The organism is Massilia mucilaginosa, from assembly GCF_011682145.1.
Taxonomy (GTDB): Bacteria; Pseudomonadota; Gammaproteobacteria; order Burkholderiales; family Burkholderiaceae_D; genus Telluria_A; species Telluria_A mucilaginosa.
The window spans coordinates 1-220 of sequence record NZ_WHJH01000403.1 but is presented as its reverse complement, the minus strand read 5'-3'; the positions used below and the strand labels follow the sequence as shown (position 1 = coordinate 220).

The window sequence follows — 220 nt, the reverse complement described above, 5'->3', positions numbered from 1 at the left end:
CCATGACCTCGGCCTTGAGCAGCACGCGCCAGGCCCTCGGCCACGAGCGCGCCTTGTAAGTAAATTCATCGAACAGACGCACCGCGTTTGGCGCCACGTCTTGCGATTGCGCAGCCACCCACCGGTCGATGGCGCGAAGTCTGGTCGGCTCGGCCATCGCAAGGAGCTTGGGGTTGCAGGCGAAACCGAAAATGAAGTCCACGTTCGACATGCTGTCGAT

Annotated in this window: 1 pseudogene; it reads right to left on the bottom strand. The window is 61.8% G+C overall.

Features of this window, described 5'->3' with window-relative positions:
• Window positions 1-220, bottom strand: a pseudogene (locus tag F2P45_RS35350) (IS1380 family transposase); the annotation flags it as partial.